Source organism: Thioclava sp. ES.031 (assembly GCF_002563775.1).
Taxonomy (GTDB): Bacteria; Pseudomonadota; Alphaproteobacteria; order Rhodobacterales; family Rhodobacteraceae; genus Thioclava.
In genome coordinates this window covers 675,672-700,803 of sequence record NZ_PDJO01000001.1, presented here as the reverse complement: position 1 = coordinate 700,803, position 25,132 = coordinate 675,672, and the positions used below count along the sequence as shown (strand labels likewise).

General features: G+C 64.6%; 16 protein-coding genes and 1 pseudogene. 11 read left to right on the top strand and 6 right to left on the bottom strand.

All coding sequences use genetic code 11. The features are described from left to right. Nucleotides 1-27: 27 nt before the first annotated feature. Nucleotides 28-234, top strand: a complete 207-nt coding sequence (locus tag AXZ77_RS19245; RefSeq protein WP_141536212.1) for a hypothetical protein — start codon at nucleotides 28-30, stop codon at nucleotides 232-234. Between the two features lie 110 nt (nucleotides 235-344). On the opposite strand, the gene AXZ77_RS03470 is transcribed toward AXZ77_RS19245, so the two are convergent. The 3 genes from AXZ77_RS03470 to AXZ77_RS19475 form a co-directional block, all read right to left on the bottom strand. Further along, nucleotides 345-1,256: a transglutaminase family protein gene (locus AXZ77_RS03470; RefSeq protein WP_098410044.1), complete on the bottom strand. Its 912-nt coding sequence runs from the start codon at nucleotides 1,254-1,256 to the stop codon at nucleotides 345-347. A gap of 145 nt (nucleotides 1,257-1,401) precedes the next feature. Beyond that, entirely contained in the window at nucleotides 1,402-1,914 is a 513-nt protein-coding gene (locus AXZ77_RS03465; RefSeq protein WP_098410043.1) for a hypothetical protein, read from the bottom strand. A 75-nt stretch (nucleotides 1,915-1,989) separates the two neighbouring features. Next, nucleotides 1,990-2,127: a hypothetical protein gene (locus AXZ77_RS19475; RefSeq protein WP_168172818.1), complete on the bottom strand. Its 138-nt coding sequence runs from the start codon at nucleotides 2,125-2,127 to the stop codon at nucleotides 1,990-1,992. A 399-nt stretch (nucleotides 2,128-2,526) separates the two neighbouring features. Here AXZ77_RS19475 and AXZ77_RS03455 point away from each other — a divergent pair, with 399 nt between their 5' ends. Next, on the top strand, nucleotides 2,527-3,276 hold the full coding sequence (locus AXZ77_RS03455; protein ID WP_255266404.1) for an endonuclease/exonuclease/phosphatase family protein: 750 nt from the start codon (nucleotides 2,527-2,529) through the stop codon (nucleotides 3,274-3,276). Here AXZ77_RS03455 and AXZ77_RS03450 read toward each other — a convergent pair. Further along, nucleotides 3,265-3,828 carry a cytochrome b gene (locus tag AXZ77_RS03450; RefSeq protein ID WP_078540097.1) on the bottom strand — a complete coding sequence of 188 codons (564 nt, stop codon included), beginning with the start codon at nucleotides 3,826-3,828 and terminating at the stop codon, nucleotides 3,265-3,267. The genes AXZ77_RS03455 and AXZ77_RS03450 overlap by 12 nt on opposite strands. Nucleotides 3,829-3,934: 106 nt before the next feature. On the opposite strand from AXZ77_RS03450, the gene AXZ77_RS03445 reads away from it, so the two are divergent. From AXZ77_RS03445 to AXZ77_RS19810, 8 genes and pseudogenes are all read left to right on the top strand, one after another. After that, nucleotides 3,935-4,696 carry a CDP-alcohol phosphatidyltransferase family protein gene (locus AXZ77_RS03445; protein WP_255266403.1) on the top strand — a complete coding sequence of 254 codons (762 nt, stop codon included), beginning with the start codon at nucleotides 3,935-3,937 and terminating at the stop codon, nucleotides 4,694-4,696. After that, nucleotides 4,696-6,315 (top strand): sulfatase-like hydrolase/transferase, encoded by a 1,620-nt coding sequence (locus AXZ77_RS03440; RefSeq protein WP_098410041.1) that lies wholly within the window; start codon nucleotides 4,696-4,698, stop codon nucleotides 6,313-6,315. Before AXZ77_RS03445 ends, AXZ77_RS03440 begins: the two co-directional genes overlap by 1 nt. Next, complete coding sequence (locus AXZ77_RS03435) at nucleotides 6,312-7,187, top strand: lysylphosphatidylglycerol synthase transmembrane domain-containing protein (protein WP_078540099.1); 876 nt, start codon at nucleotides 6,312-6,314, stop codon at nucleotides 7,185-7,187. The genes AXZ77_RS03440 and AXZ77_RS03435 overlap by 4 nt, the downstream gene beginning before the upstream one ends. A 52-nt stretch (nucleotides 7,188-7,239) precedes the next feature. Beyond that, nucleotides 7,240-8,232 carry an ABC transporter substrate-binding protein gene (locus AXZ77_RS03430; protein WP_078540443.1) on the top strand — a complete coding sequence of 331 codons (993 nt, stop codon included), beginning with the start codon at nucleotides 7,240-7,242 and terminating at the stop codon, nucleotides 8,230-8,232. After that, nucleotides 8,222-9,025, top strand: a complete 804-nt coding sequence (locus tag AXZ77_RS03425) for an ABC transporter ATP-binding protein (protein ID WP_098410040.1) — start codon at nucleotides 8,222-8,224, stop codon at nucleotides 9,023-9,025. The genes AXZ77_RS03430 and AXZ77_RS03425 overlap by 11 nt, the downstream gene beginning before the upstream one ends. Nucleotides 9,026-9,035: 10 nt before the next feature. After that, nucleotides 9,036-10,619 (top strand): ABC transporter permease, encoded by a 1,584-nt coding sequence (locus tag AXZ77_RS03420; protein ID WP_098410039.1) that lies wholly within the window; start codon nucleotides 9,036-9,038, stop codon nucleotides 10,617-10,619. 221 nt (nucleotides 10,620-10,840) lie between these two features. Next, nucleotides 10,841-11,188, top strand: a complete 348-nt coding sequence (locus tag AXZ77_RS19815; protein ID WP_369679767.1) for a glycosyltransferase — start codon at nucleotides 10,841-10,843, stop codon at nucleotides 11,186-11,188. Beyond that, nucleotides 11,163-11,656 (top strand): annotated as a pseudogene (locus AXZ77_RS19810) (glycosyltransferase). The gene AXZ77_RS19815 and the pseudogene AXZ77_RS19810 overlap by 26 nt, the downstream one beginning before the upstream one ends. 812 nt (nucleotides 11,657-12,468) lie before the next feature. Here the strand turns inward: AXZ77_RS19810 and AXZ77_RS03410 are convergent. Then, nucleotides 12,469-20,889, bottom strand: coding sequence for a glucoamylase family protein (locus AXZ77_RS03410; protein WP_255266402.1), 8,421 nt, complete (start codon nucleotides 20,887-20,889; stop codon nucleotides 12,469-12,471). Then, on the bottom strand, nucleotides 20,886-21,851 hold the full coding sequence (locus tag AXZ77_RS03405; protein WP_176535952.1) for a universal stress protein: 966 nt from the start codon (nucleotides 21,849-21,851) through the stop codon (nucleotides 20,886-20,888). Before AXZ77_RS03405 ends, AXZ77_RS03410 begins: the two co-directional genes overlap by 4 nt. A 595-nt stretch (nucleotides 21,852-22,446) precedes the next feature. Here AXZ77_RS03405 and AXZ77_RS03400 point away from each other — a divergent pair. After that, nucleotides 22,447-25,116: a cation-transporting P-type ATPase gene (locus AXZ77_RS03400; protein WP_255266552.1), complete on the top strand. Its 2,670-nt coding sequence runs from the start codon at nucleotides 22,447-22,449 to the stop codon at nucleotides 25,114-25,116. The last annotated feature ends 16 nt before the right edge of the window (nucleotides 25,117-25,132 follow it).

Sequence of the window (25,132 nt, the reverse complement as noted above, 5' to 3'; positions counted from 1 at the left end):
AGTGCGGACACTACAGGGAGATTAGAAATGGAAGACCCAATTCAGCTCGGCCAAGGCGTATTCGTGACTGGCGCAGAAAAAACGATCTTCCGATTTGAAGGACGCGCACGGGATGGCTTCGTCACTATTAGCGGACCAGGCGGATTCACGTGCGATGTGCCGGAAGATTGTATTCAAGCTGTCAAAAAGCGCAGCCGGAAGGAATTCGGAAATATCGACTTCCATCGCGACTGACCGCCTGGAATTGAGCCACTGGAACACTCTGAGAATGTCGGCTCCAACACGCTTTGCGCAGCCGCACGAGCGATTGAACCCACAAAACGCGCATCATCTGATTAACGCCTTCACAGGTCGTCGAAACCTACCTCCTCCGCCACGGACACGGCGGCCCGCCCGCTTTGAACGGAGACCTCAACAGAGAGATCGTAGAGCGCGTTGCCATATCCTGAAAAGCTGCCCGAAATCGGTGAGACCTGATGGATGCCTCGACCGACCGCGACCGGTATCAGGTTCTGCGACCCGACGCTGCGATTTGTCGGATCGAATGCGATCCATCCGGCACCGGGGACGAATATCTCGACCCATGCGTGGGTCGCCCCTGAGCCAGCCGACCCCACAAGGTTCATTTCGGGATTGAAGAGATATCCCGAGACGATGCGGGCTCCGAAGCCGAGATGGCGGACGGCCTCGGCAAGCAGGACCGCGAAGTCGCGGCACGATCCCCAGCCTCGGTCGAGGGTTTCGGTCGGCGACTGGGTGCCCTCGTCGTCCCGGCTCTGGTAGGCAATCTGCGTGAACACACCGGTGCTGATGTCCTTCAACAGAGACAATGTGTCGGTCGGGCGCGCCATGACGAAGCCCTCGACCCAGCGGGAAAGGCTGCCTTTGGGGTCTTGGTATTGCGGGGTGGTCAGCGCCCCCAAGTCCGTCCAGTCGTCCGCGGCGTAGAGAAAAGGATACTGGGCTGCCGAGGAAGCGATAGCAAAGACCGGCCAGGCCGACGCGGTCAGCTCCACGGACGCGCGGCTTTCGATTGCCAGATGATCAGTCTGACCGTCGAACACGGCGGTGGCGATCGCGTTGCCGGCCACATCATGCGCCCACGTTATGTGCGCCGTCGGCGTAATGGAAAGTGCGTGCGAGAGCAGCCGCAATTCGCGCGTCTCACGCGGGCGCAGCATCAACCTGTGCGGCCCGAGAGAGACGTCTCCCCGGTATCGGTAGGTCGTGGTGTGAACGATGTCGAGACAGGCCAAATGGCGCTCCAATAAGGTCCGAAAAAAGTGGCGCCCGCGCCTATGCCCTTGCCGGTCAGCGGTGTCGCGATGGAGCCGGCCTGACCGCCAGGCGCTTCGCTAAGCCTCTCATTTCTCGCGGTCCTGACGGATACCGCGCTATGTTTCAAGCTTGCGAGGGCTCGCGTGTTTCCGGCCTCGTCGGCATCCCTTCGTTTTCTGCCGCCCGAATGGACGCTTCGTAGCGCCGTCTTTCGGGGGCCGTCAGGGGCTCCAGTCCGGGTAGATCGGGATCAGGCGACCGGAATACCGAGTAGAGATGGCGCAGATGCGCCTCCGAGACACCATCAGCCTTCATGACGAGGCGCACCATCGGATCCGAAAGCATCTCTTCCACGAAAAAGTCCGACAGGGCGCGGCCCGTAAGCCTGTCCTTGGCACGCGCGTGATCGAGATCGGCCAGAGAAACCGTCAGCGTCCTCGCAAGCCCTGGATGCGAGGCCTTGGGATGCAGCTTCACCAGAACGGACGCTTTCCAGGTTTCGGGGTCCTTCCGATCCGGAGGAGAGACCAGCTCCGTCTCGATCTCATACTCTCCCGCCGGGAGTGTCTCGGTAAATCCCGGAAGGCTGAACGGGCGGGAAAAAACCGCAATGGTCTTGCGTGTAAACTCTTCCACCGGCGCAATCCTCTCACATGATGAGCGAATGGCTCGCGCCCCTTGTCAGGAGCGGGGCGCGGGCCTGTTCAGGTCTCACGAAGTCTTGGATTTCGCGGGCGCGTCCTCACTGGCGGCTTTGGGCTCGCTCTTCTCTGCAGGGGGCTTGGCGGTCTTCTCGGGCGTTGGCTTCAGCGCCGCAGCGGCCCGAGTGGTCAGGTCCTTGAAGGACATGTCATCGATCCTTTTATCGCCCGACGTCAACTCTTGGTCCATGTCGGACCGGGATGCTTGTCGTCGGTCTGATCTATATGGGGACGAGGGACCTACTTTACGACGGTCAGGCGCCGATGAATCTGAGATCAGGTGCAATTTCCGGTCCAGCCCCCGAACTCCTTAAGCGCATCCCGATCCGATGTCCGGGACATTCGCACGGGCCAGTCAATGGCGAAAGACCCGTGGCAGGTCATCGCGAGAACAACCGGCAGATAGCTGTGTCGGGAACACCGGTGCAAATCACGTGACACCCCGTGGAGCGCAAATGAGCTTCATGCAACTTCTCTGCAATGGCCTGGCTTGCGCAGGGCGGAGCGCCTGGCGATAGTTCGAAAGGAAAATTCAGGACAAGTAGGGATGCGCATGCAAACACTCCGACCTCATGGCCTCGAGTGTGTCACATGGAATGTCCATCGGGGACGCGGGCAGGACAACCGCGTCGATCCGGAACGCATTGTCGACGTGCTTGCATCGGAAGTCTGCGCGCACGGCCCGGAGGTTCTCGCCTTGCAGGAGGCTGATGAGGAAACACCTCCACACGCAGGACTTCTCGATCTCAAAAGGATCGAAGCCGAGACCGGGCTTCGATCCATCCATAGCAACGCGGCGCTGCGCTGGGGGCCGCAGAGCGATGGGTTTCTGGGCGCCATCCTATTTCTCCATCCCGATTTCGAGATCACCGCCACCCATGTCCTCGACCTGCCCGGCCATTGCCATCGCGGCGCGGTGGTGGTGGACACACGAAAGAATGGCAAGGCGCTGAGAATCCTGACCACCCATCTTTCGCTGGGGCAGATGCTGCGCGCCGCGCAAATGCGCACGATCGGGCAGTTCCTGTTTCGGCGCCCGGAGATGCCGACGATCGTGCTGGGAGATCTGAACGAGTGGCGGCCCTGGGGTGGTCTGGCATTCTCGAAAAAGCTCGTCGGGCTGCGCCTGTCGGGCCCGGTGCGCAGAACCTTCCCCGCCACCCGCCCCCTATTGCCGCTCGATCGGATCCTGAGCGACCAGCCCGCTGCCGTGCGCGAAGCGCGGGTTCTCGACGGGCCGGGTATTCGCGTGGCCTCGGATCACCGGCCGCTGGCGGCGCAGGTGCTACTGGCCTGAACGGCGCGGCCACATCCGGCGTAGAAGCCCGTCGCGCAGCCAGAGCGTATGATAGAAGGCTGCGCCGATATGCAGCGCGATCAGGGCAATCAGGCCAAGCCGCGCATAGGCATGAATCGCCTTCGCGGCCGTTTCGAGCCCTTTCTCCTTTGCCACGAGGCGCGGCAGGCCCAGAGCGTCGAGCCCTTCGATCGGATAACCGCCCGCGCGCACGCGCGTGTAGCCCGAAACCACCATCACGAAGACCAGAAGATAGAGAAGCGCATGTGTCACATGGGCGACGCGTGCCTGCCAGTGCGGCGTGGTCGCGGGCAGCGGCGGCGGAGGATGAGCGATCCGATACCCAAGCCGGATCAGCATCAGCGCACCGATGATTACGCCCGCGTTTTTGTGAAAGAGGTAAAGCAGATCCCGGACCGAAGGCGCCAGCCCTTCGGCGATCATCACCTGCCCCGCAGCGATCAACCCGAGGACAAGCACCGCCACGCTCCAGTGCAGCCAGCGGGCCGGGGCCGAATATGCCGCATTCTCCTCATGTCGAGTCTTGCGCATGCTTGCCCCCCAGATTCTCCGAATTATTCGGCTATTCGCTTGCCATAATGAACCATATCATGCGCCATTGCGTTTCTTTAACTATTGTCACGCCGGGGTTGTCTTCATGATCCAGTCGCCTCTCGCGCCACAACAGTTTCAGCGCCTTCTGGCTGCGGCACGCGCGGACCGTCCGTCGGGGGCGGCGTTGCGTATGGCATCGCTGGGGCTGCCGCTGGGACTGGTGGCGGCGTCGATCATCGCGCCCTGGGGGGGCGCCCTTGCCTTCCTGAGCTTCAGCGCCGTCGCCTTCGGAACGATCGCAATTTCACTCGCCTTCTGGCGCTCCTACCCACATGGCCGGCTGGGCCTGTGCAACGTGGTTACGCTTTCGCGCGCCGCCCTGATCGTAACCTTGCTCGCCCCGCTTCTCGCGCGCGATCCGACCACGGAAATCCTTGCCTGGTCGATCACGGCGATCGCGACACTGGCCTTCGCGATGGACGGGCTCGATGGCTGGCTGGCGCGCCGCACTGCGCTGGTGTCGCGCATTGGCGCACGCTTCGACATGGAAACCGATGCGGCGCTTGGCTTCGTGCTGTCGGTCCTTGTCTTTGCCTCGGGCACGGTCGGGGCCTGGGTCCTGCTGCTAGGTTCGATGCGCTATATCTACATTGCGCTGGCGCAGGCCCTTCCCTGGCTGAATGCCCCGCTGCCCGAGAGCTTCCGGCGCAAGACGATCTGCGTGGTCCAGATCGCAGCACTCATCGTGCTGACAATCCCCGGCGTTGATGGCCTGCCCGCGCAGATCATCGCCGCCGCCGCCACGCTCGCGCTCGCCTGGTCTTTCGCGACCGATATCCTCTGGCTCTCCCGGGCCCGCGCTTGATGAGCGCAGGGCGTAAAATCGCGGGGCTGCTGCTCGCGGCTTGGGTATTTCAGATCGCTCTGGTGCTGCCGGACTACCCGGATGGCCTCGTGCTCAAGACATTTCTGCGCGTCCCACTCGAGCTGCCAGCGATCTTGCTGAGCCTCGCCGTTCTGTCTAGGGGATGGCGCGCGACCAACGCCATCCGAGCCCTGCTTGCGGTCGCGCTGGTGGTGATGGTGCTTCTGAAAATCGCCGATATCGGCAGCTTCATCGCCTTTTCCCGACCGTTCAATCTCGCGGTCGACAGTTTCGTTTTCGATGCTGGACCGAGGCTTGCCGCACGCACGATCGGCCTGCCGCTGACCCTGCTGGCCGGGATCGGCTTGATTGTCGGACTTGGTGCCCTGATCACCGCGCTCTGGTGGGCAAGCGGACAATGGACGGGGCTCGTGCGCGGGGTCGGATGGCGTGCGGGCGCAAGCCTTGGCGCGGCGCTTTGCATTGCTGCCGTAGCACTTCAGGTTTCCGGAACAGCACTCAAGCGTTGGCCCTGGCGCGCCGATACGACCCGGATCGCGGGGTATCACCTCACCCGCTATGTCGAGACCACGCGGAGCCTGCGGCTGTTTTATGCGGCAGCCCAAACCGACCCTTACGCGGGCGCAACCGATCTCTTCACGCGGCTTCAGGGCCGTGATGTACTGATCGTCTTCATCGAGAGCTACGGGCGCGCGAGCTTCGACAACCCGCTCTATGCACCGACGCATCTGGGCACGCTCAAGGCCGCCGAGCCGCGCCTGAGACAGGCCGGCTTGGCGATGCGGTCGGGTTGGCTGACCTCGCCCACGGCGGGCGGGCAGAGCTGGCTTGCGCATTCCACGCTGGAATCAGGGCTGACGATTTCCGATCAGACGCGTTATCGGGCCTTGCTCGCGAGCCCCCGCAAGGCCCTGTTCGATCTTGCCGCGGCCTCGGGACTGCGGACGATTGCGGTAATGCCAGGCATTACGATGGACTGGCCCGAGGGGCCAAAACAGGGGTTCCAGACCATCCTCGCCGCAGCCGATCTCGGCTATCGCGGCGATCCGTTCAACTTCGTGACGATGCCCGATCAGTTCACCCTTGCCGCCTTTGACCGGCTCGTGCCGCGCAGTCGGCCCGACGATCCGCTGCTTGCACAGATCGTGCTGCTGTCCTCGCATGCACCCTGGGTCCCGGTGCCGCATCTCGTGCCTTGGAACACGGTCGGCAACGGCACGATTTTCAATGAGATGGCCAATTCCGGCGATCCGCCCAAAATCGTCTGGCGTGATCGCGACCGGGTGCGCGACCAGTATCGCAAAGCCATCGACTATTCGCTGCAATCCATTCTGGCCTTTGCCGAACGGCAAACACGCCACCCCCCGCTGATGATCGTTCTCGGCGACCACCAACCCGCCTCTTTCGTAGCCCAGAGCGAGAGCCGGGACGTGCCGGTTCACCTGATCGGCCCGCCCGATCTGGTCGCCCTGTTTGACGGTTGGAACTGGACCGAAGGGCTCGTGCCCGATGCGCAGACCCCGGTCTGGCCGATGCGCGATTTCCGCGATCGCTTCATCAAGACGCTCAGCGCAGAACCGTCGGAGGCAAGCGGATGACGCGTCTGGCTCTCAAGTTGATCACGGTCGCGACCGTTCTGGCGGTCACGCTCTATTTCGTCGATCCGACCATCGTATTGTCGCATCTTCGCATGGCGGATTGGCGCTGGCTCGCCCTTGCGGGGATCGCGGTCAATCTGCAGACGGTGCTCTCGGCGCTGCGCTGGCAGGTCACCGCGCGCGCGCTTGGGCAGCGGATTGAGACGGGCGAGGCGATCGGGGAGTATTACCTCGCGCAGCTGGTGAACCAGACCCTGCCCGGCGGGGTGCTTGGGGATGCGGGCCGGGCGATGCGGGCGCGCCGCTCGGCCAATCTCTTGCGTTCCAGCCAGGCCGTCGTGATCGAACGGCTGGCGGGGCAGATCGCACTGGCCGCGGTGGTTCTGGTTGCACTGCTGCTGACGGGACGATTGGTGTGGGCGCTCGAGCTTTTGGGGGCCGCGCTGACGCTGTGGCTTCTCGCGCGCAGCTGGGACCGTTTGGCGCGGCTTCTCGCGCCGCTGCGTCGTGCGCTTCTGGGGCGCGAGGTGCGGGCACGCCAGATCGCGCTCGGGCTGTCGATCGTGACCTGCAATCTTCTGGCCTTCGCCTTCGCCGCGCGTGCGATCGGCACGCAGCTTTCGCCGAGCGCGATCGTGACGCTCGTGCCGCTTATCCTGAGCGCGATGGTGATCCCGCTCAGTATCGCCGGATGGGGCTGGCGCGAGGGGGCAGCTGCGGCGCTGTTCCCGCTGGCGGGCGCAACGCCCGAGGCGGGGCTTGCAGCCGCGACCGCCTTCGGCGCGACCCTGATCGCCTCGGCGCTGCCCGGTCTCGGCTGGGTGCTGCTGCGTCGCGACGCGGCCGCCGCAACTACGTCAAAAGCAAAATGAAGCCCGCGCAGGACGCGCTAAGTTGAACAGCAAGGATAGCGAGGAATTTTTCATGAAACGAAACGCTCTTACCCGCCGCGGATTTCTGGCGACCGGCGCCGGCGGCGTTCTCGCCACGAGTTTAGGGCTGCACCCGGTGCTCGCCGCAGGCACCGTTAACCTGCAGCTGTCCTGGCTGCATTCGGTGCAGTTCGGCGGCAGCTATATCGCGAAGTCGAAGGGCTACTGGTCCGATCAGGGTCTCGACGTGAGCCTCACGCCGGGCGGGCCGAACGCGCCGGTCGAGCCGCCGGTCGTCTCGGGCACCGCGCTCGTCGGCATCTCGGCGGCCGATTATACCGCCGCTGCGGTCGCTCAGGGCGCGCCCTTCAAGATCATCGCCGTCGCGATGCAGAAGAACCCCTTCGCCATCGCCTCGCTGCCGGCGAACCCGGTGAGAGAACCGAAGGATCTAGAGGGCAAGAAGATCGGCATGGCGCTGGCCAATACGCCTGTGCTCAAGGCGCTCTGCACGCTCAACGACGTGAATTTCGACGCGATCGAAGTGGTACCGACGCAATATGACGCGGCGCCTCTGGTGGCTGGTCAGGTCGATTGCCTGCTGTGCTGGGCCACCGATCTGCCCGTCGCGATGACGATGAAGGGGCTCGATCCGGTGACGATGCTGATGGCCGATTTCGGCTATGCGGTGCAATCGCAGACCTATATCGCAACCGAGGACAGCCTCGCCAATCGCCGCAAGGAACTGGTCGAATTGCTGCGCGGCGAGATCCGGGGCTGGGCCGATTATCACAAGGACACCGATGCCGCGGCCGAACTGACGGTCAAGATGTTCCCCGATGCGGGGCTCGATCTGGAGACGCAGAAACTGCAAGCGAAACGTCAGGTGCCGCTGATGTTCTCGGACGTCACCGATGAACACGGTTTCGGCTGGTTCACCGATGAGAGCATCGCGGAAAACGTCAAGACGCTCGCGCTGCTGGACAAGCCGGTGATGGCGGATCTGTGGGATCGCTCGATCCTCGAAGAGATCCATGCCAGCTGAGCGCGCGCCCGACACAGCGCCGGGCATCACCTGCTCGGGGCTTTCGCGAAGCTTCGGAACGGGTGCGGCACGGATCGACGCGCTGGCCCTAATCGACCTGCATCTCGAAGGCGGCCGGACGACCGCCTTCGTCGGCCCGTCGGGCTGCGGGAAATCGACCCTGCTGCGGCTGATCGCGGGGCTTGACCCGCCAAGCGCGGGCCGTGTGCGCATCGGCGTCGAGACGCCGCTGGAAATGCGCCGCCGCGCCGGGCTGTCGGTCGCGTTTCAGGATGCGGCCCTGCTGCCATGGCGATCGGTGCGCGGCAATATCGCGCTTGCACGCAAGCTCGCGCGGATGGCGCCGGACCCTGCGAAGGTCGATGATCTGATCGCGACCGTGGGGCTTGCAGGCTTCGAGGATCGCCGCCCTGCGGATCTCTCGGGCGGGATGCGCCAGCGCGCGGCGATCGCACGTTGCCTCGCGACCGATCCGCAGCTGCTGCTCCTCGACGAGCCCTTCGGCGCGGTGGACGAGCTGACGCGCGCACGGCTCAATCAAGAATTGCCGGCGCTGTGGCAGGCGCGCGGGGTGACGGCGGTGATGATCACGCATTCGATCTCGGAGGCGGTGCGCATCGCCGATCGGGTCGTCGTGCTCTCGCCCCGCCCGGCGCGGGTGGTGGCCGATATCACCGTGCCGCTACCGCATCCGCGCGAGAAGGGTCCGGCGCTGGATGCACTGATCGAGGAGGTCGGCGCTGCGCTCGCCCGCCACGCGCCCGCGCCTCCCCCGGCCCGGATAGCCTCATGAGCGCGCCCGCATGATCCTCTCCCCCGCCCGATGGCGCAGGCCCCGGACCGACTGGCTGCGTAGCATCGCGACCGCGCTGGTGGCGCTGATCGCGTGGGAGGCTCTGGCCCGCGCGCTCGCGGGCACCTATCTGATTGCCGGACCGCTGGAGATCGCCTCATACCTTTCCGATCACGCCGGACTGATCCTGCGCGCGACCGGCTGGACCGCGCTCGCGGCGGCGGGCGGTTACGTGATAGGCAACCTCACCGCGATCGCGCTGGCGGCAGTGGCAATCCTGATCCCCGGGGCGGCGCGGCTGATTTCCTCGCTCGCGCTGATTGTCTTTTGCCTACCGCTGGTCGCGACCGGACCCATCCTGCGTGTTCTCTGGGGGCCGGGACTGGGGCCACAGGTGACGTTGGCCGCGCTCGCGGTCTATTACACGACGTTCCTGCCGCTGCTGGTGGGGCTGCGGGCGGCCCCGCCGAACTGGTTCGACCTCGTGCGCAGCTATGGGCGCGGCGGTTGGACCGCGCTTGTCGAGGTGCGCGCGATGGCCGCGCTACCTTACCTTATCGCCGGCCTCCAGATCGCCGCCCCCGCCGCGTTCCTGGGCGCGCTGGTGGGAGAGTTCACCGGGGCCGAACGCGGCATGGGCGTGCTGACGATCCGCGCGATGCGCAGCCTCGATGTGGCGGGCACCTGGTCGCTGGCAACCATAGCCGCCGCGGTGTCAATGCTGGCCCATGCCGGAATCGGATGGCTCTGGCGCAGGCTCGACGACGCGCCGCCGCCGCTGATCCTCGCGAGCCTGCCCGATGCCCGCACGGACCGCCGCTGGGCGACCCGGCTGAACCTGATCCTCGTCGTGCTGGTGGTGATTGCCCTCTGGTGGCTGTCGATGGAGTTCGCCGGGCTGAACCGGTTCTTCGCCAAGCGGCCCGACGACATCTGGGCCTTTCTCGTCACCGCAAGCGGCGCCGCCGATCACCGCACGACCCTCTTTGCAGCCCTCGGACAGACGCTGAGCCTTGCCCTGCCCGGCTATGCCCTGGGCCTCGCGCTCGGGCTGGGCCTCGCCATCGCGCTCCTGATGCTTCCTGCGCTGGCGCGAGCGATCATGCCGCTCGCGGTGGCCCTGCGCGCGATCCCCATCGTCATCACCGCCCCGCTCGTCGTGGTTGCGATGGGGCGCGGCGCGACAGGCACGATCACCATCACCGCCGTGATGACCTTCTTTCCAACTTTCATCGCCTGCTATCAGGGCCTCAAACGCACACCCGCCGCGCTGATCGACCTCTTTGAGAGCTATGCCGCGACCCGGTGGGAACGGCTGACGCTGGTGCAGTTTCCCGCGATGCTGCCCGCATTCTTCTCCGCCGCACGGATGGCGGTGCCAGCGGCAATTCTGGCGACGACCACAGCGGAATGGCTAGCCACGGGACACGGGATCGGTGGGCTGATGGCACTAACCGCCTCCACCTCGGATTACGGAATGCTATGGAGTTCTGTCGTTCTGCTGGCTCTCGTCGCAGTCGCGGCCTATGCCGCCATTGAACGGATCGAGCGCGCTGTTCTGCGCCGCTACGGAGCCGAGCAACTGGTCCGCTGATATTGTCGAGGGAGTTCACATGACACGAGCCGCCTTCGCCATCCCGGGCGACATCACGCAACTGACCGGGGGGCATCTACGAGCGCAAACTGCTTGAGGCGCTGCGCGCGGCAGGCCGCGACGTCGCCCATATCGAACTGCCCCCCAGCTTCCCCGGCGCGTCGGCGCAAGAGACCGCAACGGCGCGCGCCCAGCTGACCGCCATTCCCGCCGACCGGCCGGTGATCCTCGATGGGCTGGTCTTCGGCTCGATCGAGACGGAGGTGCTCGATGCGATGGCGGCGCCCGTGGTCGCGATGCAGCATCACCCGCTGGGGCTCGAGACCGGCGTGCCCGCGCCGCGCGCGCGACATCTGCTGGCCCGTGAGGCCGAGAACCTCAAGCGCGCCGCGCATGTCGTCGTGCCCAGCCCTCATACCAGCGCGATCCTGCAGGCTGAGTTCGGCGTCGCGCCCGAGCGGATCTCGATCGCCCTGCCCGGCTTCGACCGGCCCGCCCATTGCGACATCGCTAAATCCGCCCCCCCTGATCCTCTCGGTCGGATTGCTGGCCGCGCGAAAGGGGCATGACGTTCTGATCGACGCGCTGGCGCGGATCACCGATCTCGACCGGCAGGCGCAGATCGTGGGAAGCGCGCATGCTCCTGAGGTCGCGCGCGCACTCGCCAAACAGATCGAAAGGCTTGGGCTGGGCGGTAAGGTTCTCCTGATGGGACGGGTGGAACGGGAGGAGCTTGACGCATCCTATCATACCGCGACCCTTTTCGCCTTGGCGACGCGATGTTGCATGGTTTGCCGATCGTGTCCTGCCGCACCGGCGCGGTCCCCGATACTGTGCCAAAGAAAGCAGGACTATTGGTGCCAGTCGATGCGCCTGTGGCTTTCGCAAACGCCTTGAGAGGCCTCTTGCGCGATTCCGAATTGCGCGTCGAAATGGCGGCCGCGTCCCGTGCAGCTGGCGCCCGGCTTCCAGACTGGAGCACCGCGGCAGATATCATGGGGGCAGCGCTCGATCGTGTGAATTCAGCCCTCGATTGAGACGATGGCGCGGTTTGCGCGGCATGCCATGCATCTCTCGCGGTGATGCAGAAACAAGCAGTTGCCCCCAAACTGTCTGGTCACACGGGGCCTTGGTATATGGTTCTCGCACTTCCGCCGGACCTGACTGGACCCATTTTATCATCTAAGGGCTCGCGTCTTTTCGAGAAGCGCTGATCGCTCCTGATCGCGATGCCAAATCTCGGGCGGCGAAGATCTTACGCCGTAGCTCCCTTGTCGCGACAACTTTGTCAGGGTCGGCGCATTTCGCCTCGTCGCCTTGGCGTTGGAAAGCATGGACATCGACACCTTGCGAATCCACGATGACGAGGCTCTTCCGCCACATCCCCGCGAGCGTCCAGCGTCGAAACTGGCGATAGACGCTGGATCATTTGCCGAACTCCTGAGAGACCGAGCGCTCGAGGAACGCCCATTCTTCATCCGAAATCACACCGCGTTCCGAATTGGCCTCCATCGTTAATCCCATGTCTTGAAAAACGCTCGACATATCTTGTGAAGTTGTTTCGCGCCCTCAATCCTCGATGACGAGACTAAGGACTGAACCAGCGGCTGGGTGAGGAAATTTCGTTCACGTCACTGGTTTTCTTTGTTTGCGAATTCAAGGGGACCTTTCGATTATCTTCGCTTCGGCTCCGCGCCGCCGTGATGTCAGCGCCTCAGTTCAGTGAGGATCACGGACTGGCGGAGAGGCGCCGAGACCTGCGACATGTGCAGGCCTGAGTTGTGCTCACTTTCTCAGCTCATCTTGGACTTCAAGCGTCATCCTATTTTGCTGAACGCGCAGCTCAACTTTACGGCTCACGCGCCGGGATACCCCCCTCCGCGAGCCGTCCGCGCAGCCGCGCCGAAACCTCGACAGTGGTTCCATCAGTCGGAAACTCGACCGTCGCGCTGGGATGTGGGTGGCCGTCCACGATGACCTCGACAGGACCGCCGCCTAGGCCCACCGGATCTTCGACCTTGAGCGCTATCGTGCCGGCTGCCCCGCGGATGCGAGCGCGGTAACCGCCCCAACCCTTTGGCAAGCAAGGAGCGATTCGCAAAGCGCCCCCAACAAGTTCCAGCCCGAGGATCGCCTCGACGCCCAGCCGCCAGGACCAGGCGGCGGCACCGGTATACCAGGTCCAGCCCGCGCGCCCCTCGAATGGTGCCGCGCCCCCGACATCGGCAGGCATCACATAAGGCTCTGCGCGGTAGCGCTCGGCATCTTCCCGAGAGGCGCTGCGACGAATCGGATTGATCAGGTCGAATATACGGAAGGCTTCCTCGCCGTTCCCGATCTTTGCCTGTGCCATGCCGAGCCAGGTAGCGGCGTGGGTATATTGGCCGCCGTTCTCGCGCACGCCGGGTGGATAGGCCCGGATGTAGCCCGGATCGCGGGGCGTGCGGTCGAAGGGTGGCGTGAGGAGACGCACGAGGCGCAACTCTCGATCGACCAACCATTCCGACGCTGCTTTCATCGCCTGCAGGCTACGATCTCTCTCGAGCCCGCCGGCCAGAACCGACCAAGATTGGGCAATGCTGTCGATGCGGCACTCGTCGCAGTCCTGCGAACCCCAGGGTCGACCGTCATCGTCAAAGGCGCGCATATACCATGCGCCATCCCAGGCCGCATTGTCGACCGCCCGTTTCAATTCTCGTGCGCGGCGTTGCCAATGCTCAATCTGGTCGTCGCGCCCGCCCCACCGGGCCAAGTCGGCGAAACCTTCCGCGCAATGGGAGGCAAACCAAGCCAGCCAAACGCTTTCTCCCCTTCCGTGATTGCCGACACGATCCATCCCGTCGTTCCAATCCCCAGCCCCGATCAGTGGCAGGCCGTGCTGCCCCGAGGTGACACCACGGGTCAGTGCCCGACGGCAATGTTCGAACAGAGGCGAGGCCTGTGCGCTGCACGGGAAGGCCGCGTATCTATCGTCTTCGTCCTCAGCGAGCGTTGGCGCCACAAGAAACGGAACCTCTTCGTCGAGAATGCTGATATCTCCGGTGGAGCGCACGTAGCGATGGGTGGCGTAGACCAGCCACAGCATGTCATCCGAGCAGCGCGTCCGCACGCCGCGGCCTTCCGGCGGATGCCACCAGTGCAGCACATCGCCCTCCTCGAACTGATGTCCGGCGCAGTCGAGAATATGGGCGCGAACGCGAGCGGGTTCCGAGAAGAGGAAGGCCATCATGTCCTGCAATTGATCGCGAAAGCCGATGCCACCGCCAGCCTGGTTGAACCCGGCGCGTGCCATAATACGGGAGGAGAGCGCCTGATAAGGTAGCCAACGGTTCACCATCAGGTCAAAGGCGGGATCGGGCGTCTCGACCGTCACCGCCCCTAACCGCTGGTGCCACGCCGCGAGAGTGGCCTCCAAGGCCTGGGCTGCACGCCCGACATCGGCCCATTCGATCGCGAGCGCCTCCGCATCCTCGATATTCGCGCCATCCCCGAGCACGAAAACTACCTCCTCGCTGGCCCCTGGAGCGAGATCGAGATGGACCTGATATGCCGCGCAGGCATCGCGAATTGCATCGCATTTACCTCCGAGCGACCAACGTCGCAGCCCTTCGGGATGTTTGACATCGTTATCCGCGCCGTAGAACGCAGCCCGATCGCAGGTCAGGCTATGCGCTGGATGGCTGGCGGTGAGAAACGCGACACGCGCCGCGAATTCCGGTTGCCAGCCGTTTCGGGCGATCAGCGCCCGGCTGGCCGCGTGATATGCACAGGTCACATGTGGCCGCGAGGCACTGGGCAACCCGCCGAGTTGCCATTCGGCGATATAGGTTGCGGTGATGCGGCGCGGACGGTCGGTGGTGTTGCGCAGCCGCAGGTAGGCGAGTTTTACTGATGCTTCGGGAGGCACGAAAACGGTGAGTTTCTGTTCGAGCCCTTGGCTTGTCCGTGTCCATTCGGTGCTACCGGTGCGGTGAACTGCTTCGCAAGGAGCTTCGTCCCCCGCGGGCAATGGCGTCGGTGTCCAGACTTTCGCTGTTTCCTCGTCTCGCAGATAAAGGGCCTCGCCCTGAGCATCAGTTACCGGATCGTTCGACCATGGCGTCAGTCGGTGCTCTCCGGCATTGAGGCTCCAGGTAAACCCGAGGCCTGCCTCCGAGACGATGGTGCCAAAGTGGTCATTCGCGAGCACGTTGCACCAGGGGGTCGGCGGAACGCGGCTGGCATCAAGGTGAATGACATAGGCGTCGCCATCCTTTGAGAATCCTCCGTAACCATTTTCGAAGCGCAGCCCCTGCGCTGGGGCTCGCGGTGGTTGGATCTCTCTCTCTGGTTGGCCATCAGGCGTGAAACGAGGCGACTTGTCGCGCAGTTCCTCCATCGATTGTAGCGCCTCTGTCAGCGTCTCGGCCGCTCCGTCGAGCACCACCCGCGCCAATTCCTCGAGTGCGCGGCGCTGGGTCTCGGCAATGCGGTCGGCGCTATGCAGATGCACGCCTCCGTCACCACCTAGCCCCTCTGCCAGACCCGCATCGCGCAGCGCGTCGCGTAATCGTGCATTGATCGGCTCCTCATAGCTGGATGCCCCTGTGCTCAGGATCACCAAATCTGTCCTCAACCCATGCCGATGCCACCATCGATGCGCACGCACCGCCGCGGGTAAAAGCGCCGCGTGGTCGGCATCAGCCACCCGCACGAGCACGATCGGCAGATCGCCTGACAGCCCCAGCCCCCAGAGGTCGTGCTGACCGGGCAGGAAACCGGTCAGAGACTCGGCACGCTTGACCGGCGGTCGGACGAGTTCTGCGGCAACCGCTTGAGCTGCGCGCAGCTCTGCACCGGACGCCCCGAGCTGATCCGCCTCGATCGCAATGCTGCGCTTGGCGTCCTCAAATGCCCAATCGAGCGTCTCGCCGCCGGAATAGCGGCTGGCAATTTCGATCGCGGTTTCACGCGAACCAGCGGCGACGGTCATGAATGCCAGTTGCACCCGTGCGCCCGGTGCGAGCCGAACCTTAGCCCGCAGCGCCGACGCTGGGTCGAGCGTCCAACCCGCGGTCGCCTCCGGTGGGCGCTGCAGCCAGTCCAGTGGTTCGCTACTACCATAGCGACCAAGGATCGCACGGCGGTCGCTGTCGAAGCCGCCGAACTGCACCGCGTTAGACCCGCCTAGCAGGCGTTGGAGCATGACTGGCGGTCGGTCGGAGGGGCGGCGCGGGCGCCGGGTAAAGAGCAATGCATCGAGCCCGACCAGCGGCTCGCTCTGCACGAATAGCTTGCTGAAAGCAGGGTGCCGCTCGTGGGAGGCGAATGAGGCCAGGGCGACCTCGGCATAACTCGACACCTCGATCTCGCGCGTGGCCTGACTCTCATTGACCAAGGTGACTCGGCGAAGCTCGACATCGTCTGCTTGGACGGTAACGATTTCCTGCGTCGCGGCGATCTCGTTCTTATGCAGGTGGAAGCTTGCTCGGTCAGGATAAAAGGTGATATCCACCGCTTGGTTGGATCTTCGGCGGAAATCCCAAATCGTGCCGTTCTCGGCATCACGCAGGAACAGTCCAGCCCGGGCTGCGTGGCCGAGGTCGCCCGGCCAGAGCGTTAAAGATTGCCCCTGCCACCACAGTGCGCTGTCTCCACCATCGCTGATCCAGGACGACAGGCGACCGTTGCCGATGACATGGAGCTGCGGCGCCCCGATATCGGGCGCTGGCCAGCCATCCAGAGGGGGCACGGCCCGGCGCTCGAGCTCAGGCAGGGGCGGCGGGCCGGCCTTGGGGAGCGGCTCGGGGACGTATTCCCATGGCACCCTCTCCTGCAGCAGCATTTCCATCGCCGCAACCCGCGGATCGCGGTTAAAGCGCCGCACGAGCCTGTCGCCTGTGAGTGCATTGTCGATGGCCGACAGCAGCATTCCCTGATGATGGGCCATGAAGGTCTGCACCGGGGTGAAACGCGCGCCGGGGCTGCGCTCAGTGGTGAAGTCAGCCGCGTCGTAGAAGCCGTATCGCCCTTGCATTCCCATGGCATCCAGCCGGCGCAGGTTGGCAACCGCGGTTGCCGGCGCCACGGCAAGCGCCAGCGCGCTGGCATAGGGCGAAACCACGTAGTCTTCATCGAGCCCGCGCTTGAGACCCAGCCCGGGGACGCCGAAGGCGCGATACTGGTAGCGATGCGAAGCGTCGCGCGTGGCGAAGGCGGCTTCCGACACCCCCCAGGGCAGACCCAACCTTTCGCCGTAGCGCTTCTGCACCGCGACCGCCGCCGCCTCGCTTTGCCCCAGGAGCCGCCCCGGACCGCTGCGCAATAGCAGCGCGGGCATGAGATATTCGAACATTGAGCCGTTCCAGGACAGCACGGTCAGGTCGCGGCCCGGATGCGCCAGTGGTCGTCCAAGGTGGAACCAGTGCTCGACGGGGACATCTCCCTTGGCGATCGCAAAGTAGCTTGCCAGCCGCGCCTCAGAAGCCAGCAGGTCATAGCGGTGCTGGTCCATCTGGTCCTGGCTCAGATTGTAGCCAATGAAGAACGTTCGGGTCTCGCGGTCGTAGAGCAGACCGAATTCCATCGCCAGAGCTAAGCGATGGGCATGCTCGGCGCTGACCGTGAGGCTGTCGCGAAGGGCGCTTCGCGCAGCCAGCCCTTGCGTGAACGCAGCGCGAAGGGTGTCGTGCCAAGGATCGGCCTCCCCGTCTCCAATCAGACCCCGTGCGGTCTCAATTGCGGTCTCAGTGTCCTCGAGGCGAAGATCGGGCGGCAGGACCTCGGCAAGCTGAGCGGCGAGTGCCTCCTGCCCAGGTGGCGGCGCGGCGACAAGGGGCGTCCACGGGCAAAGCGTCTCTAGATCTCGAATGAAGCTGATCACATGGTGGATGCTGCGTTCGAGCCAGAGATGGATCTCTCGGGAATCTGTCGCCGGCGCGGCTTCGATCGCGGCCGGAAGCTCCGCTGAGAGCGCGGGCAGCCCCGTGTCCCGCATTGCGTCGGCGCTCGCGGCCCAGTCCTCCGGCCGGTTGCGAACCCGCGCCGCTTCGGCGATCAGGTCGTCGAGACGAGCGAGCAGCGGGGCGGACGGTTGCGACGGCATCGCCGCGAGGGCATCGCGCAGCAGTCCGAAACTGTCCGCAAGACCGTCCCACGAAACAGATGACACCGGCGGACCTTGGGCCGCCTCCCGGCACCCCTCCGCGAGCGTCACCAAGGCCACCGCAAGGTTGCCGCTGTCGACGGTGGAGACATAGCGCGGCTCCAACGGTTCGAGGGTGCGGGTATCGAACCAGTTCAGGATATGACCGTGGTAGCGCTCGAGCCGCTCAAGCGTGGCCAGCACATTAGCCGCTCGCGCGACGAGGGCGGGCAACCCGGAATGACCAAGGTCAAACGCAGAGAGCGCTGAAAGTAGCAACATGCCGACATTGGTGGGTGAAGAGCGGTGAGCTATCTCTTCATGCGGCTCGGTTTGATAATTGTCGGGCGGTAGCCAGTTGTCCTCAGGCCCTGCATAGGTCTCGAAATACAACCAGGTGCGACGCGCGAGGTGGCGCAGGAAACGCTGGTCGTCACAACTCAGAGCTTCTTCAGGGCGACGCAGAGGGCGGGCGATCAGCTGCGCGATCTCGGGAGAGATCAGCCATAGGAGCAGAAGCGGCGCTGCACCGGGCAACGCTTCCGGGGCAAAAGCCGTCAGCGTGGCCGCCATAGCCACGGCCAATATCGGTGCGCCAGCCATCTCCTCCCAGGCACGCCTGCGATCCGCGCTGTCCGCGGTGGCGACATGGGCAGAGGATGTCCATTCGAGCATCCGCCTGCGCGAGACCATCATTCTCCACAGCGCACGACAAATTGCGTCGAGCGAGACGAATGCTTCATGAGCCATGAAAACGACGGCAAGGGTCCAGCGCCGGGCGTGATCGAGGAACTGGCGCGTCCGCTCGCGCACTACGCCGCGTCTGCGCCCGTGGATAAAGCCCGCAATGGCGTCTGTTATCAGGTAGACTCCCGGAGCGACTACGGTGAGCACAGACCACACAAACGCATCCGACGGCACGAGAAGCCAGCCGATCAGAGCGAGTAGCACCAAAACCGGCGGGATCAGGCTGCGGCGCAGGTTGTCGATGATTTTCCAGCGGTCGAGAGGCGAAAGCGGATTCTTGAATTGCTTTTCGCCGCGCCCGGGCACAGTGCGCTGGAGCCAGGGCAACAATTGCCAGTCGCCGCGTATCCAGCGGTGCCAGCGGCGGGTAAATTCGGGATAGTTGCCCGGGAAATTCTCATAGAAAACGATGTCTGACGCGAGCGCGGCCCGCCCGTGCAGGCCTTCGAACAGGTCATGGCTGAGTATCGCATTCTCCGGCACCCGCCCGCGCAGGCTCTGGCTGAATGCTGCGGCGTCATAGGCCCCCTTTCCCGTGAAAACGCCCTCGCCAAAAAGGTCCTGGTAGACGTCCGACACCGCCCGACTATAGATGTCGATCGCCGTGTCGCCAGTATAGAGCCGGGCGAAAAGCGAGGCCGACCCCGCCTCTGGCGAAATCTCGATCCGCGGCTGGATGAAGGTATAGCCCGAGATCACGCGCTCGCCTGTCGGATCGAACTCCACTCGGTTGAGTGGATGGGCAAGCGTGCCGATCAACCGGTGGATCGTGCCCGGCGGGGCGATGGTGTCTGCATCCAGCGTGACCACGAAGCGCACGATACCAAGGGCGTCGGTATTGCCCTCGGTCAGGGGAAAGGCCGACACTGCATCGCCGTGAAGGAATGCATTGAATTCTTCGAGCTTGCCGCGCTTGCGCTCCCATCCCATCCACACGCCTTCTGCCGGGTTCCAGCGCCGCCGCCGGTGCATCAGAGCGAAGGGGTGACCGGGGCTGTATCGGCCGTTCAGCTTCCGGATGCCCTCGGTGAGAGCGTCTTCTACGCCCGCATCTGATGACAGGGTTTCGCTGGCGGCGTCTGCCAGGTCGCTCAGGATCACGTAGTGCAGGCGCGGGTCGGGGTTGGTAAGCCAGTGCCGCTCGAGTTGGGAGATGAGCCTCGAAACCTCGTCATGCGCGGCGATGATCACCGGCAGGACGACGGCCGTCTCGCAACCTTTCGGCAGGCCGTCACGGAAGTCGAGCTTGGGTAGCGTCCGGGGCGGGATCGTCTGAGTTACAAGCCAATTGACAACAGTGACGGCGATGATCGAGGCCGGCATGAGCGACAGGAGCGCGGTCACGATCGACGCAGTGACCGACGCGTTGTTCACAGCAAGCAATACCAGCGGCACGGTCATCGCCACCGCTCCCACCGCTATCAACGCGACGGCATAGGAGGCGCCCGCATGAGCCAGGACCCAGCGTCGCCACGCCGCCGCGGCATGTGCGCGAAAGCCCACCTGACGCTCCAATTGGTGGCGCCCGTCGCCGACAAGCCACCAGCCCACATGGTTGGCGCGGGGCGCCCCGGCATGGGCGGTAGCCACCGAGATCGCCTCATCGGCGACCCGTGTTTCGGACCAGTCGGAGCCCTCGGAAAGCTCCTCCACCGCCTTGCGATAGCTGTCGCGCGTGTCGAAATCCATCGCGTCGTAGATACCTGCCGGATCCTTCCGTAGGATCGCCTCGACCCGGCTCGTCGCCTCGAAGACCTCCTCCCACGGCACGCGCGAGATGGCCGAAAGCGCCATGATGGCACGCGAGACCGCCTCGGTCGGGTCGTGGGCCTCTCCGTAAGCGGCTCCGGGCGTCGCTCTGAAAGGAGGGTCGATCTCTTCGATCAATTCAGAGAAAGCCACGACGATGGTCTCGAGGCATGCCAGCCGCAACATCGCCGGAAAGGCCCAGAGTTCCGCGATCGTCAGGGCCGTGCCGCGTTGAAAGGCGGTCAGGAACCTCTCTGCGGCCCCGAAATTTACCTGCATATGCGCAGCTTCGAGGAATCCATGCGCGGCCAGAAAGATCCGCGGCAGACCGCGGCACTCGGGCGTAGCGAGGCTGGGCAGGCGGCGATAGAAATCGGGCGGCATGTCTGCCTGAACCTGACGAATGGCGCGGCGAACGTGATACTCGTTGTCGAGCAACCATTCGGCGGCCTTGGTCGCTGCCGGAGGCGGATGAAACGAACTGCGCTGTGCCCTGACAAGCCATTTCGGGATCGCATTAAGCTCTTCCCAGACCGGTGCGGGGCGCGGAGCGCCCGTGCAGATCTCGAGGTGGTGGCTCAAGCTCTCGGCTGCGTGATCGAGCAGTTCCTCCGGCCCGGCGCCAGCTGTCCGATCTGGCGCCTCGGTCACACCGGCGCCCTAACCATACGTGATCGCCATGGCGCGGCCTGCGCCGAAGGCCTCGATCCGGCTTCGGGGCGGCGCACCAGAAGCACGGGAACAGTGGCCGCCGAGATCAGGTATTCCGCCGTGCTGCCGATCGGCAGGTCAGGATGCGCCCCCTGCCCGCGCGCACTGAGCACCACCAGGCTGGCGGCTTCCTCGTTCACGGCTCGGGCGAGCGCCCGACGCGGGTCTTCACCACTGAGCAGGCGCACGCGCGTGCGCAACGCGTCGGCGGGCAACAGTGCCCGGATTCTGTCGAGATAGGCTTGGGCCACGCGTTCGTTGCGGTGGCGCAGATCGGCGCGCAAGGCCTCGTCATGGGCGTCGGGCGGACTGTTTCCGGTAAGGCTTATGTCCGGCACCGCGTGCAACAGGACCAATTCGGCGCTCCGGCTCTGGGCGACACGCAGGGCAATCGGCAACACCGCCTCCGCCCAGGTCGAGCTGTCGAGCGGCACCAGAACACGCTCCCCGGACTTCTGTCGCGTCACGTCATTCGCGGGGGTCTCGGGGACGATCAAGACAGAGCCTGCGGCGTGCTCGGCGACCTGACGCACCGTGCTGCCGAGACCCCATTCGGTCCAGCGGTCGCGTCCACCGACGCCCAGCACCGTCAGATCCACTCCGGTTTCATGCGCCTTGCGGCAGATGCAGTCCGCAGTGGCTCCGCTCATCACCTCCGTGTGGATATCGGGAAGGGTGCAGATTTCGCCGACAAGCCGACCAAGTTCGGCCTCTTCCTCTCGGCGACCGAGGTTCCAATCGACTGGATCGACCGGACGTCGCATAGCTTGCGTGCCAGTCTCCATCACCCGAAGCACCGTCAACTCGGCTCCCATGACTTCGGCAATGGCCGCAGCCTCCGCCAGAACCCGACGCGACTGCGGCGAATGATCGAGACAGGCCATCACGTGACGAAAATACAAAGAAGAACCTCTGGGGCGGCCCATCGCACCCAACAAGTCGCGCGCCGAATTTGGATGCAATTCTCGCATCGAAACCTCCTTGGCGAGATATTTTATGTTAAGGCAACCCCTTACTGGCCTGCGACTTCTTTTCTACCAGATACGGGATGCAGAAACATTGATACAACGCAACGAGGTGGAAGGGGCTGAAGCGCGTGATCTGTCACTCGAATAAACTCTCGTGTCTTCGATCATCCGTCTCCAGTGGCGCTCGGAGGCGTGAATGTCGCGCTGCGAACACTATTTCGATCCGGCGCGCATCGAGTTCGCCAAGCATCGGATGGAAGCGGCGATGTACGGGCCCAATCCTCGCCTGAGGCACGGGCAATGTAGTGAAGCCCCCTCGTCTCAACGGAGTTGCCCGATAAAGTAATCTCCCACATGATGACTGCCGAGTTTCCTGCAGATCAGATTGCACCTGACGCCGCTCCCCGACGCGAGAAGGAGCCACATGCCGTCCCCACCCTATCCGCCCCCGACAAGCGCGGCAAATCTTCACCCAGTCGACACCCGGCTTCTGGCGGAAGAGCAGCATATCATCTCGAGGCTCCATGCACTGCCCCCGAGTGAGGCCCTTCAGGCGGTCTCAGCCAGGGCGGAAGGACTTAGCAGCGAGGAAGCCGCGCATCGCCGGGTCGCGCACGGTCCCAACCGGCTTCCCGAACCGCCCCGACGAAGCCCGCTGTTGCGCTTCCTGGCGCACTTCCACAACGTGCTGATCTATGTGCTGCTCGCCTCCGCCGCGGTGACGGGGGCTCTTCAGCATTGGCTGGACACGGGCGTGATCCTCGCCGTGGTAATCGTCAACACGTTGATCGGCTATGTCCAAGAAGGCCGCGCCGAGCAAGCGATGGCCGCGATCCGGGGTATGCTGGCGCCGCGCTCGGCGGTGCTCCGCGACGGGCGCCGACAAAACCTTGACGCGGCCGATCTGGTGCCCGGCGACATCGTGCTGATCGAGGCAGGTGATCGGGTGCCAGCCGATCTGCGGCTGATCGCGGCCCGGGGGCTGAAGGCAGAGGAGGCGATCCTGACCGGCGAATCCGTGCCGGTCGACAAGGGCACGGCATCGGTCGCGGAGGAAGCGCCGCTGGGCGACCGGAATTCGATGCTCTTCTCGGGCACGCTGGTCGCCGCCGGGGCGGGCCGCGGCGTCGTCGTGGCGACAGGCGCACAGACTCAGATCGGCCGGATCAGCGGCATGCTGAACCAGGTCGATACGCTGACGACGCCGCTCGTCGCACAGATGGACCGCTTCGCCCGCTGGCTGACGGTCTTCATCCTTATGGTGGCGGTGACGCTACTGACCTACGGCTACTTCGTCGGACACCTGCCCTTTTCCGACCTGTTCATGGCCGTCGTCGGGCTCTCGGTAGCTGCGATCCCCGAGGGATTGCCAGCGGTGTTGACGATCACCCTCGCTGTCGGGGTGCAGGCGATGGCCCGACGCAACGCCATCGTCCGCCGCCTGCCGGCGATCGAGACGCTGGGCGCGGTGTCGGTGATTTGCTCGGACAAGACCGGAACACTGACGCGCAACGAAATGACGGTCGCCTCCCTGGCCGCGACCGGGCACATCTATTCCGTGATGGGCAGCGGATACGCGCCCGAAGGCGCGGTGCGCTGGCGCGATGCCGATATCGACCCGGACGACCACGCGGTGCTGATGGAATTCGCCCGCGCCGCGGCCCTTTGCAACGATGCGCTGCTGCACAGTCATGCCGAAGGCTGGCGTGTCGAGGGCGACCCGATGGAGGGCGCGCTCATGGCGCTCGCAGGCAAGGTCACTCGAGATGGGCCCGAACCCTTCCGCGAATGGACCCGTGCCGATGCAATCCCCTTCGATGCCGCGCATCGCTACATGGCCACGCTGCACCGCGACCGCGAAGGCCGCGCCTTCATCCACGTCAAGGGCGCGCCCGAGGCGGTGCTGGCGCTCTGTGACGACCAGCGCAGCGCCGACGGCAGCACGGAACCGCTGGACGTCGATCACTGGCACGCAGCGATCGAGGAGCTCGCTGCCGAGGGCCAGCGGGTAATCGCGGTCGCCACACGCGCGGTGTCTGCGGGCCACACCGAGTTGATGTCGGCTGACCTTGAGGGTCAGCTGACCCTCGTCGGATTGATCGGCCTGATCGATCCCCCGCGGGCCGAGGCCATCGACGCGGTCGCCGACTGCCATGCCGCGGGAATCCAAGTGAAGATGATCACCGGAGACCATGCCGCCACGGCGCGCGCCATCGCCGGAAGAATCGGGCTGAAGAACGCCGAGCGCGTGCTCACCGGAGCGGATATCGAGGCGATGGACGACGCCGAATTGGCCGACGCGGCCGTGAAGACAGACATCTTCGCGCGCACCTCTCCGGCCCACAAATTACGGCTCGTCACCGCCCTGCAATCGCGCGGGCTGACCGTCGCCATGACCGGAGACGGGGTCAATGACGCACCGGCGCTCAAGCGCGCCGATGCCGGGATCGCCATGGGTCGGAAGGGCAGCGAGGCGGCCAAGGAGGCCGCCGAATTCGTGCTCGCCGATGACAATTTCGCGTCTATCGCCGCCGCAGTGCGCGAGGGCCGGACGGTTTATGACAACATCAAAAAGGTCATCAGCTGGACACTACCCACCAATGCTGGCGAGGCAATGACGATCATCGCGGCGCTCTTCGCCGGCATGACATTGCCGATCTCGGCGGTGCAGATCCTCTGGGTAAACCTGATTACCGCCGTGACGCTGGGCGTCGCGCTCGCCTTCGAGCCGTCCGAGCCCGGCACCATGCGTCGCCCGCCTCGCCCGCGCGCCGCGCCTCTGCTTGCGGGTCAGCTGATCTGGCACATCGTGCTCGTCTCGGCGCTGTTTCTGATGGCGGTCTTCGGGGTTTATTTCCACGCCATCGACCGGGGTTATCCACCCGTCCTCGCGCAGACGATGGCAATGAACACGTTGGTCGTGCTCGAGATTTTTCATCTCTTCTTCATCCGTAACATCCACGGCACCTCACTCACCTGGGCGGCTGCGCGGGGAACGCCGATCATCTGGGTCTGCGTGCTGACCGTCGTAGCCGCTCAGCTCGCGATCACCTACGCCCCCCCTTTGCAGAAGGTGTTCGGAACACAAGCGGTGCCGTTCCCCGAAGGCGTATTGATCATCCTGATCGGCGTCGTTTTCTTCGTTTTGATAGAGATCGAGAAGCAGATGCGGCTCGCACTTCGAAGCCTCACGCCCTGATAAGAACCGATTTCAG

What these genes read in the sequence shown, in the direction of transcription:
- AXZ77_RS19245 (WP_141536212.1), top strand. Translation starts at nt 28, where the DNA reads ATGGAAGACCCAATTCAGCTCGGCCAAGGCGTATTCGTGACTGGCGCA.
- AXZ77_RS19475 (WP_168172818.1), bottom strand. Translation starts at nt 2,127, where the DNA reads ATGTCCTTCAAGGACCTGACCACTCGGGCCGCTGCGGCGCTGAAGCCA.
- AXZ77_RS03455 (WP_255266404.1), top strand. Translation starts at nt 2,527, where the DNA reads ATGCGCATGCAAACACTCCGACCTCATGGCCTCGAGTGTGTCACATGG.
- AXZ77_RS03450 (WP_078540097.1), bottom strand. Translation starts at nt 3,828, where the DNA reads ATGCGCAAGACTCGACATGAGGAGAATGCGGCATATTCGGCCCCGGCC.
- AXZ77_RS03445 (WP_255266403.1), top strand. Translation starts at nt 3,935, where the DNA reads ATGATCCAGTCGCCTCTCGCGCCACAACAGTTTCAGCGCCTTCTGGCT.
- AXZ77_RS03440 (WP_098410041.1), top strand. Translation starts at nt 4,696, where the DNA reads ATGAGCGCAGGGCGTAAAATCGCGGGGCTGCTGCTCGCGGCTTGGGTA.
- AXZ77_RS03435 (WP_078540099.1), top strand. Translation starts at nt 6,312, where the DNA reads ATGACGCGTCTGGCTCTCAAGTTGATCACGGTCGCGACCGTTCTGGCG.
- AXZ77_RS03430 (WP_078540443.1), top strand. Translation starts at nt 7,240, where the DNA reads ATGAAACGAAACGCTCTTACCCGCCGCGGATTTCTGGCGACCGGCGCC.
- AXZ77_RS03425 (WP_098410040.1), top strand. Translation starts at nt 8,222, where the DNA reads ATGCCAGCTGAGCGCGCGCCCGACACAGCGCCGGGCATCACCTGCTCG.
- AXZ77_RS03420 (WP_098410039.1), top strand. Translation starts at nt 9,036, where the DNA reads ATGATCCTCTCCCCCGCCCGATGGCGCAGGCCCCGGACCGACTGGCTG.